This is a genomic window from Streptomyces mesophilus, assembly GCF_011044995.1.
GTDB lineage: Bacteria > Actinomycetota > Actinomycetes > Streptomycetales > Streptomycetaceae > Streptomyces > Streptomyces mesophilus.
Genome location: NZ_JAAKZW010000490.1, coordinates 1 through 802, shown reverse-complemented (window position 1 = coordinate 802; position 802 = coordinate 1). Strand labels below are relative to the sequence as shown.

Sequence of the window (802 nt, the reverse complement as noted above, 5' to 3'; positions counted from 1 at the left end):
GCTCAGAACAACCAGTCCTGCACCCCGCCCAGCTCCACCGTCGGCACCGTCACCGCGCCGCCGCCTGCCACGCCCTCGCCGCTCTCGCCGCCCAAGACGCCCCCGCCGCCCGCGACCGCCTCGAGCCGCCAGCCGCCGAGCAGGCGCCCGTCCAGGACGAGGCCGCGACCCGTATCGAGGTGCAGGTCGGGGCCCGCGGCCGCGACGAGGCGGCCCGCCACGACGCCCCCGTCGACGAGCTCCCGTACCACCGAAGCAGCCTGCGCGAGCCCCGCCAGGCCGAACTCCGCACGGTGATCGACCACTTCACACGCCGCCATGGTCATCGACTCGGGCCGGCCCGCGAGCCCCACCGCCCGCGCGTGGGCCCGCACCAGCTCCGCCGTCCACTCGTCCGCGGGCGGCAGCGAGGCCCGTACCGCCCTCTTCTTCGCGTACGGAATCCGGTCCGGCACCCCCAGCGCCACCCCCACCAGCTCCTCCACCCGCCGCGCCGCCATCAGCGGACCGCGGCCGAGCCAGGTGAACGCGACCGCGCCCTGTTCCAGGAGCCGCGCCGAGCCGCGCTCGTCCGCGGTGATCCCCACTTTGAGGAGCCCCGGACCGAAGGCGGCGAGATACACGGCGTAGGGCCGCGGATCATCGGCCATGGTGTCGGCGGCGACGGAGTAGGACCGGTCGATACGCGCGCACTCCTCGCACTGCGCACGGGTCGCCCGGGCGGACACCCCGGCCCCGGTCGGACACGGCGTACGCCGCCGCCCCCGCCGCCCCTGTCTCTTACACCCATGTGACGCCGTCG

The 802-nt window shown here is 75.9% G+C and carries 1 protein-coding gene; it reads right to left on the bottom strand.

What is annotated here, in order from left to right; translation table 11 throughout:
* Nucleotides 1–2: 2 nt before the first annotated feature.
* Entirely contained in the window at nucleotides 3–728 is a 726-nt protein-coding gene (locus G6045_RS40730; protein ID WP_408056436.1) for a DUF2797 domain-containing protein, read from the bottom strand.
* Nucleotides 729–802: the final 74 nt, after the last annotated feature.